The 8,177-nt window shown below is 72.5% G+C and carries 7 protein-coding genes and 1 pseudogene; 5 read left to right on the top strand and 3 right to left on the bottom strand.

Going from position 1 to position 8,177, the window contains the following annotated elements; all coding sequences use genetic code 11:
* Nucleotides 1–89: 89 nt before the first annotated feature.
* The 5 genes from CHF15_RS43545 to CHF15_RS43530 all read left to right on the top strand — a co-directional run bounded on the left by CHF15_RS43545 (nt 90) and on the right by CHF15_RS43530 (nt 3,808).
* Nucleotides 90–497 (top strand): YciI family protein, encoded by a 408-nt coding sequence (locus CHF15_RS43545; RefSeq protein ID WP_089229489.1) that lies wholly within the window; start codon nt 90–92, stop codon nt 495–497.
* Nucleotides 494–1,651: an RNA polymerase sigma factor gene (locus tag CHF15_RS43540; RefSeq protein WP_179280270.1), complete on the top strand. Its 1,158-nt coding sequence runs from the start codon at nt 494–496 to the stop codon at nt 1,649–1,651. Before CHF15_RS43545 ends, CHF15_RS43540 begins: the two co-directional genes overlap by 4 nt.
* A gap of 162 nt (nt 1,652–1,813) precedes the next feature.
* Nucleotides 1,814–2,221, top strand: a complete 408-nt coding sequence (locus CHF15_RS43535; protein WP_179280269.1) for a nuclear transport factor 2 family protein — start codon at nt 1,814–1,816, stop codon at nt 2,219–2,221.
* Nucleotides 2,222–2,569: 348 nt separating this feature from the next.
* Nucleotides 2,570–2,770: a hypothetical protein gene (locus CHF15_RS45410; RefSeq protein ID WP_179280268.1), complete on the top strand. Its 201-nt coding sequence runs from the start codon at nt 2,570–2,572 to the stop codon at nt 2,768–2,770.
* Between the two features lie 315 nt (nt 2,771–3,085).
* The gene (locus tag CHF15_RS43530) at nt 3,086–3,808 is read left to right on the top strand and encodes an oxygenase MpaB family protein (RefSeq protein WP_089229487.1); all 723 of its coding nucleotides are present in this window, start codon (nt 3,086–3,088) and stop codon (nt 3,806–3,808) included.
* 44 nt (nt 3,809–3,852) lie between these two features.
* Here CHF15_RS43530 and rph read toward each other — a convergent pair whose 3' ends face one another.
* The 3 genes and pseudogenes from rph to CHF15_RS45405 form a co-directional block, all read right to left on the bottom strand.
* Nucleotides 3,853–6,465, bottom strand: coding sequence for a rifamycin-inactivating phosphotransferase (rph, locus tag CHF15_RS43525; RefSeq protein ID WP_089229486.1), 2,613 nt, complete (start codon nt 6,463–6,465; stop codon nt 3,853–3,855).
* A 264-nt stretch (nt 6,466–6,729) separates the two neighbouring features.
* A complete protein-coding gene (locus CHF15_RS43520) occupies nt 6,730–7,824 on the bottom strand; it encodes a WxL protein peptidoglycan domain-containing protein (RefSeq protein WP_089229485.1) in 1,095 nt (364 codons plus the stop codon).
* 125 nt (nt 7,825–7,949) lie between these two features.
* Nucleotides 7,950–8,177: pseudogene (locus CHF15_RS45405) on the bottom strand (metallophosphoesterase); the annotation flags it as partial.

The raw sequence follows: 8,177 nt of genomic DNA, 5'->3' as shown, positions 1-8,177 counted from the left end.
CGGGCGGTGATGTCGAGAAGCCGCGGCCGGCTCCGTCCCCGTGGTGAAGGCGGCCACAATGGGTCGCACCGGCACCAAGGAGAGCCACCATGGCCAAGTACCTGCTGCTCAAGCACTACCGCGGCGCACCGGCGGCGGTGAACGACGTACCCATGGACCAGTGGACACCCCAGGAGATCACCGACCACATCCAGTACATGCACGACTTCGCCGCCCGACTGGAGAAGACCGGCGAGTTCGTCGACGGCCAGGCCCTCGCCCCCGAAGGCACCTGGGTCCGCTACGACGGCGAAGACCGCCCACCCGTCACCGACGGCCCCTTCGCCGAGACCAAGGACCTCATCGCCGGCTGGATGGTCATCGACGTCGACACCCGCCAACGCGCCCTCGAACTCGCCGCGGAACTCTCCGCCGCCCCCGGCGCCGGCGGCAGGCCCATCCACGAATGGCTCGAACTCCGCCCCTTCCTCACCACCCCACCCACCATCACCGAATGACCACGCCCATCGACGAGGCCCGGATCCGCGGCCTCACGCCCGGCGTCCTCACCGTCCTCGTCCGCCGCGGAGCCGACTTCGCGGCGGCCGAGGACGCCGTCCAGGACGCGCTGGTCGAGGCCGTCCGGGTGTGGCCGGCCGACCCGCCGAGGGACCCGAAGGGCTGGCTGGTCACCGTGGCCTGGCGCAGGTTCCTGGACGCGACGCGGTCGGACACCGCCCGCCGCCGGCGCGAGGACCTCCTCGGCCGGGAACCGGCCCCCGGTCCGGCGCCCTCGACGGACGACACGCTCCAGCTGTACTTCCTGTGCGCCCACCCGTCGCTGACGCCGTCCTCCGCCATCGCGCTCACGCTGCGCGCCGTGGGCGGGCTGACCACCCGCCAGATCGCCCAGGCGTACCTGGTGCCCGAGGCGACCATGGCGCAGCGCATCAGCCGGGCCAAGCGCACCGTCTCCGGCGTGCGGTTCGACCAGCCCGGCGACGTCGCGACCGTGCTGCGCGTCCTCTACCTGGTCTTCAACGAGGGCTACTCCGGTGACGTCGACCTCGTCGCCGAGGCCATCCGCCTCACCCGCCGGCTCGCGGCCGCGATCGACCACCCCGAGGTCGCGGGGCTGCTCGCCCTCATGCTGCTCCACCACGCGAGGCGTGCCGCCCGCACCGCGCCCGACGGCAGCCTGGTGCCCCTCGCCGAGCAGGACCGCGGCCGGTGGGACACTTCGGCGATCGCCGAGGGTATCGGCATCCTGCAGGCGGCACTCGCCCGCGACCGGCTGGGCGAGTTCCAGGCACAGGCCGCCGTCGCGGCGCTGCACGCCGACGCGCCCACCGCCGAGGAGACCGACTGGGTGCAGATCGTCGAGTGGTACGACGAGTTGGCGCGGCTGACCGACAGCCCGGTCGTCCGGCTCAACCGCGCGGTGGCCGTCGGCGAGGCCGACGGGCCGCGCACCGGCCTGGCGGCGCTCGCGGCACTGGACGACTCACTGCCCCGGTACACCGCCGTGGCTGCCTACCTGCACGAGCGCGACGGGGACCTGGCCACGGCGGCACGGCTGTACGCGGAGGCGGCCCTGAAGGCACCCAACCTGGCGGAGCGCGACCATCTGACCCGCCAGGCCGCCCGCCTCAACTCCCGCCGGAGCCGCTGACAATCTCTCCACCGGTCAGGGAGGCCGAACGTCCGCGCCGCCCTGGGGGGCCCTGTCGCTCCCGGGAGCGCCGTTCCCGGGTACGGCACGGCCTGCCACCGGGGCGGCTCCCACGGGCAGAATGCCCGGTGCCGGCCGGTCACCCACCAGGAACGTGAGAACGTGAGCTCTGCATCGCCGTTGGACGTGGCACGTGACTTCTGCGCGGGCTTCGGTCCCACGTACGAGGACGCCGTCGCCACCTGCAGGAAGCTCGTCCATCCCGACGTCAGCTGGCAGTCGGTCACCTCCAACGACCATCCCGTGGAGAGTCTCGCCGCGCTGCTGGACGACCTGCGCCGCGCCCGGGAGACCATGGGCGCTGAGGGCTTCGGCATCGACGTCCACCGCGTCCGTGCCGACGGGGACCTCGTCGTCATGCGGCGGACCGACACCATCTCGGACGCCGAGGGCAACCCGCTGCACGTGCTCGACCTGATGTCGATGCTCCGCGTCGTGGACGGGAAGATCGTCTGGTCCAGGGAGTGCTTCCTCGACTCCCGGACGTCCGACGAGGCCTGGGGCGGCTGACACCGGGGGCTTCCGGCCGTTCGCGCACCGTCCGGGCCCGCGGCCCGGAGTCGCGGCCCGCGGTCGGGATGAATCTCGGCCGACATGGGCGCACTCTGGAGACAGGCCCCGTTTCGCAGGTGCCGAATGGGCCCTCGGGACGGAGCCGTGGCCGCCGGCCGCTGCCGCCCATCGGGTCGGCGGCCAGGGCCACCCACGGAAGCCCGGAAGCCCTCGTACGCCGGGGGCCGGTGTGCCGCTAGGCCGGCTCGCTCCGGACGCCATTGAAGGTCTCTTCAGTACCTCAGCGCCGTTCCGGCACCGGGCGACCATGACAAGTACCGATCATGCACGGAAGGACACGCCATCATGAGTCGCAGGACACTGATTGCCGCCGTGGCCGCTGCCGCCGCTCTGACCGGGACGGCAGGCGCGACAACAAGCGCCGTAGCCGCCGATCATCCCCAGAGCACCGTCTCCGTGGTCGCCGACGACGGCGACGACGGCGGTGACGACGGGGACGGCGGCGGGGACGGCGACGGTGACGGTGGCGGTGACTCCCGCAGCTGACGGCTCGGGCGACACCACACGCGTCATGCGTCCTCTCCCGGCCGGCGGTATCACCCGCTGACCCCGAGGTCTCATCGCCATCCGCGGTCCCCGCCGTCGCTCCACGGCGGCGGGGACCCGCTCTCCACCGTGGAGTAGGGTCTTGGCCGGGTCACCCCGGCCCGGCGGTTCCCATGCGGCGGTCCCGGTGTCCCCAACGTCGTGCCGGACCACGAGCATCGGGGAACAGCCTGTGACGCCGCGCTCTTTGGCGTTCTCCACGGACGTCGAGACCACCGGGGAACCTGCCGAGGCCGCTCGACCTCACGGGGCGGGATGACGGACTCCGGCCCCCGTGGCACCCGAGGCGCGGGCGACGCTCCCTGGAGCACGTACCAAGCCCTGACCCGCGCATACCCGCGTGCCTGGAAGCTCGGTCTGAACCTGGCCTTCTACCGGTGCTTCGCCGTACCCTCCATCGCGCGCGTGCTGATGTCCACCGGCCGGATCACCGGGGAGCCCCTGGCGCGCGCCAAGGCCACCGGGGCCGTGCTCTTCCAGGTGCTCGAGCAAGGTCCCGACAGCCCGGCGTCGCTGCGCGTCCTGGACGGCCTGCGCCGCGTCCACGACGGACTGCCCGTCGACAACGACGCCTACGTCTACGTGCTCGGTCTGTTCTGCGTGCACCCCCTGCGGTTCATCGCCGCCTACGGGCCGCGCCGCCCGACGGCGGCCGAGGAGGAGTCCGCGCACGCCTTCCACTCGCTGCTCGCGCACCGGCTGGGCGTCGAGCCGGTCCCCGCCACGTACGGCGAACTCGCCGATGCTCAGGACGCCTACGAGGAGCGCTTCTTCCGCCGGACCCCCGAGGGCCTGGCCCTGTGGGCGGCTTCCCGCCAGGTCTTCAGGGAACGGCTGCCCCGGCCCTTCTCCGCGCTCGGGCCGCTGCTCGCCGAGGCGTTGATGGGCACGGCCGCCCCCGCCCTGGGCATCCCCGACCGGCCCCGCACGAGGGCGCTGACCGGTCGCCTGCTCCGCCGGTACCTGAGCCGGACCTGAACGGGGCCCGGGCCCCGGCGCTCGCCCGGGGCCCCGGGGCCCGTTCAGGTCAGGAGCTCGACGTACCCGTCCGTCCCGTGCACGCGGATCCGCTGCCCGTCCCGGATCAGCCGGGTGGCCCCCTCCACGCCCACGACGGCCGGCAGACCGTACTCCCGGGCGATCACCGCGCCATGGGTCATCAGGCCGCCCACCTCCGTGACCAGGCCCGCGATTCCGACGAACAGCGGCGACCAGCTCGGGTCCGTGAAGGTCGTGACCAGGATGTCGCCGGCCTCGAGATCGGCCTCGGCCATGTCGAGGACGACGCGGGCCCTGCCCTCGACGGTCCCGGCGGAGACGGGCAGGCCGACCAGGGCGCCCTCCGGCACGTCGTCGCGCCGGTACGCCCCCATGAGGGTCTCACCGTCCGAGGTCAGCACCCGCGGCGTGGTGAGCGCCTCGTACGACCGGAACGCTTCCTTGCGCTGCCGGACGAGCCCTCCGTCCACCCGGTTCGAGCGCACGACGTCGTGGAACTCCTGGAAGGTCAGGTAGAAGACGTCCTCCTTCTCGGGGAGCACACCCGTCCGCACAAGGCGCTCCGCCTCCGCCATCAGGGCCTGCTTGTAGACGAAGTAGCGGCTGACGATGCCGTACTTCGGATACTCCCGGTACCCGATGAAGGTGCGGACCCGGTCGATCATCCGCTTGGTCTCGTCGGCCTTCCCGTCCCCGTCCGGCAGGGCCCGCAGGCGTGCCAGCACGTCCTGTTCCTTCTCCCGGGCCTTCTGCCGCCCTTGCTCGAAGCGCCGCTCGGCGGCGCCCGGCCCGAAGTTCCTGACGTTGTCGAGGATGGCGGGCACGAGCGCGCCGGGGCGCTCGCGCCAGCGCGGCCTCGTGATGTCGATCTCGGCGACGCAGCGCATGCCGTAGCGGTCGAGGTACGCCTCGATGGCGTCGCGCGCCTCGGTCCCGCCCGCGAGCTTCGCCAGCTCGTCCAGGAAGGCCTCGTCCTCGACGCCCTCCAGGAACGCCACCACCTCCGCGTGCGGGCGGATCGCGTCCGCGACGTCGAGCAGCGCCAGCCCCATCTCCGACGTGATGTTGTCGGGGGCGGACAGCGTCAGGGTGTCAGCCGCGTTCTTCTCTCCCAGCCACTCCAGCAGCTTGTCGTTGAGCCACCACGTGGCCTCCATCCCCGCCATGATCGCCTGCATGTTCAGCGGGTCACCGAGGACCCGCTTGTGCTCCTCGAAGGCCTCCAGCAGGAAGTCGAAAAGCGCCGGTCCGGTCTTCGACCGGATGTCGCGCTCCAGGGCGGCGATCGACACCCGGCTGCGCTCGATCAGCTCGCGGACGACGGCCGGATCGGTCGCGATCGGGGCGGGCGCACCCCCGGCCGGTACACCCACGGCCGGCGGACCGCCGGGACCCGCGTCCGGCAGGAGCGGAACGAAGTCGTCGCGGTCGAGGACGGTCTCCAGGGCGTCCCTGACCAGCGGATCCCCTCTCCCCATGATCTCCAGGAGGGCGGCCCGGCTCGCGGGCGAGGCCAGCCGCCGGGTGGCGTCGACGAACAGCCTCCCGCCGGCCGCGTGCATCGGCGCCATGGCCGTCAGCTGCCACATGGACAGTCCCAGGGGCTTCATGGCGTCCGTCATCATCTGCTGATGGCCGACGGAGACGTAGATGTGGTTCTCCCGGTCACCGGCCTCCGGGATGGGGAACAGCGTGGTGATCGGCCGGCTCTGCACGACCTGGAACACGTCGTCGACCAGGCACCATTCGATGTCCTGGGGACGGCCGAAGTGCGCTTCGATCCGCCGCCCGAGCTCCACGAGCCGCACGACCTGCGGATCCGTCAGCGCCGGCTGCCCCTGACGCTGCGCGTCGACGGCCACTTCCCGGGTGCCGCCCTCCGGCAGGGCGTGAACGGCGAGTTGTTTGGCGGCGATCGCCTTGGTGACGACTTCGCCGTCCCGCACCGTGAAGACGTCCGGGTTCACGAGGCCGGAGACCAGGGCCTCGCCGAGGCCGAAAGCGGCGTCGACGGTGGCGGTCTTCCGGTTGCCCGTGACGGGGTCGGCCGTGAAGAGGACACCGGACGCGTCCGGGACGACCATCTGCTGCACGACCACGGCCATGTGGACGGTGCGGTGGTCGATGCCGTTCCGCCGGCGGTAGGTCACGGCCCGCTCGGTGAACAGCGAGGCCCAGCAGCGGCTGACGTGCCGGAGGATCGCCTCGGACCCCACCACGTTGAGGTAGGTGTCCTGCTGTCCGGCGAAGGAGGCCGTCGGCAGGTCCTCCGCCGTCGCGCTCGACCGGACGGCGTAGGCGGCCCGCTCGCCGGCCCGGGCCAGGGCCCGGGTGATCGCCGCCGCGAGATCGTCCGGGATGGTGATCGCCTCGATGGCCCGGCGGATCTGCTCGCTGAGCGTGCGGATCGCCTCCCGGTCGTCCGGGTTCAGGCGCGACAGCTGATCGAGCCGGTCGTCGATCGACGGCGCCTGCGCCATGACCCGCCGGAAGGCGTCGGTCGTCACGCAGAAGCCGCCCGGCACGCGGACGCCCTCGATCCGCGACAGCCCGCCCAAGTGCGCGCCTTTGCCGCCGACGAACGCGACCTGCCGGTCGTCGACCTCTTGGAGATCCACCACGTACTGCTCGATCACTGCGATCCCTCCGAGGCGGCCGTGCCCGCCGCCTCCAGCTTCGTCGAACCTCTTGCCGGGCACGTCCCGGTGCCCCGTGCGCCGGCAACCCGCTGGTTGCGGCGTCGGCTGACGATTGTGCGCCGTGACCGGGGCCTTGCGGCAAGCCCCCTGGTGCGCTATAAGTTGAGAGTGGCAAGGAGAGATCTCTCCTTGCCTTTGTTTTTTGCCGTGCGGCCGATCAACGAACGCCGCAGCGCGGGCCGGGCGGCTGAGTGCCGTGCCTCATGTCGCGGAGGGCCGGCCCTGCGGATCGTTCGACCGCGTACCCGACGTGCCGAGGGCCTTGGCGACCGCGTCGGCGATGGCCCGCTCGACCTTGCGCCTGCGTCGCCTGCGCAGCAGTGCGTAGGCGCCGCCGGACGTGGCGAGGGCTGCGAGCACGATGAGCTGGCCCCAGGGCCAGGCCCACAGGGAGCGGGAGGCGGTGACCTGGTGGGCCCGGAGGGCGGGCTGGTCGTCGGAGGCGAGCGGCTGGAGGATGACGTCCGTGTCCAGCCGTACGCCGGGCCAGATGCCGTTGACCGTGACGGTGCGGGTGAGGGAGTTGCCCGGCAGGATCTCGGGAAGGTCGGGAAGGCCGGCGTCCTGACCGATCAGTCCGAAGAGGCCTTCCGCTCGCAGGAGTTGGCGGGCCTTCAGGCGGACGTTGCCCGTGTTCTCGACGGTGTAGGTGACGCGCAGGCTGCCGCTGCCGGCCGGATCGAGGGTGCCCTGGTACGAGGCGTGCAGGTCGCCGACCGTCAGCGAGGGGTCGAGCGGGCCGTTGACGCGCAGGTAGAGCCGGGAGCCGAGGCGGCGGTCGAGGCGGACGGTCCTGCCCTGGGTCTCGGTGACCAGTGACGTCAGGACACCGCCGGAGTGGTCGCCCGGGGTGGCGTCGGAGGGGACGGTGAGGGTGAAGGGCACCGTCGCGGACTGCTGGCTCTTCAAGGTGAGGGTGGTGGACTTCATGGTGATCCACGACCCGACGTCACGGGGCTTCTTGTCCGCGGTCAGCAGGTCGATGCCGCCGCTGGGGGTGGTGAAGGCGTCGCTTGCGTAGACCTTGAGCTTGATGGTGGTGTCGCTGCGGTTCACCACGGCCAGGGCGTCGCTGACACGGGAGCCGGGGGCCAGGGTGTAGCTGAAGCGGCTGCGTCCCTTGCCGACCGCGGTGTCGGCGGGCGCGGCGCCCCAGGAGACCGGGGTGTCGTCCGCCGGGCGGTTGGTGGGTGCGGCGGTGGCGTACGCCGGGGTCCCCAGCAGGACGGCGAGCGCGGCCACGAAGGCGGCGACGATCCGGCGGGGCGAGATCGGGGTGGCGGATCTCCTGGTCATGGGTTCTCTCCGTCGTCGTGGGGCCGGGCAGCCCTGCGGGGCGGGCCGGCCGCACGCGGTGTTCTGCCGGCCCGGCACGGCCCCGCTGGTCGGGGGCCGTGCCGGGGTGTGGTGCGGAATCTCGGTCAGCTGAGTGCGGTGAGGGTGAGGGTGGTGGTGTAGGTGCCGGGGTCGGTGGTGGTGGGGAGGCGGAGGTCGAGGGTGGCGCCGAGGGTGCCGGTGCCCTTGGTGTGGCCCGCGGTGGCGGAGCCGAGGGTGGCGGAGGTGGTGAGGCCGTTTCCGCCGTCGATGCCGGGTGTGATGGTGGTGCCGGGCTGGGCTCCGGCGCCGTGGGTGAGGACGGTGGGGGTCCA

It is taken from the genome of Actinacidiphila glaucinigra, assembly GCF_900188405.1.
GTDB classification, from domain to species: Bacteria; Actinomycetota; Actinomycetes; order Streptomycetales; family Streptomycetaceae; genus Actinacidiphila; species Actinacidiphila glaucinigra.
The sequence above is the reverse complement of the archived record's forward strand: the minus strand, read 5'-3'. Positions and strand labels throughout refer to the sequence as shown.

Excerpts from the sequence above, each read along its gene's own strand:
- CHF15_RS43545 (WP_089229489.1), top strand. The coding sequence starts at position 90 with ATGGCCAAGTACCTGCTGCTCAAGCACTACCGCGGCGCACCGGCGGCG.
- CHF15_RS43540 (WP_179280270.1), top strand. The coding sequence starts at position 494 with ATGACCACGCCCATCGACGAGGCCCGGATCCGCGGCCTCACGCCCGGC.
- CHF15_RS45410 (WP_179280268.1), top strand. The coding sequence starts at position 2,570 with ATGAGTCGCAGGACACTGATTGCCGCCGTGGCCGCTGCCGCCGCTCTG.
- CHF15_RS43530 (WP_089229487.1), top strand. The coding sequence starts at position 3,086 with ATGACGGACTCCGGCCCCCGTGGCACCCGAGGCGCGGGCGACGCTCCC.
- CHF15_RS43520 (WP_089229485.1), bottom strand. The coding sequence starts at position 7,824 with ATGACCAGGAGATCCGCCACCCCGATCTCGCCCCGCCGGATCGTCGCC.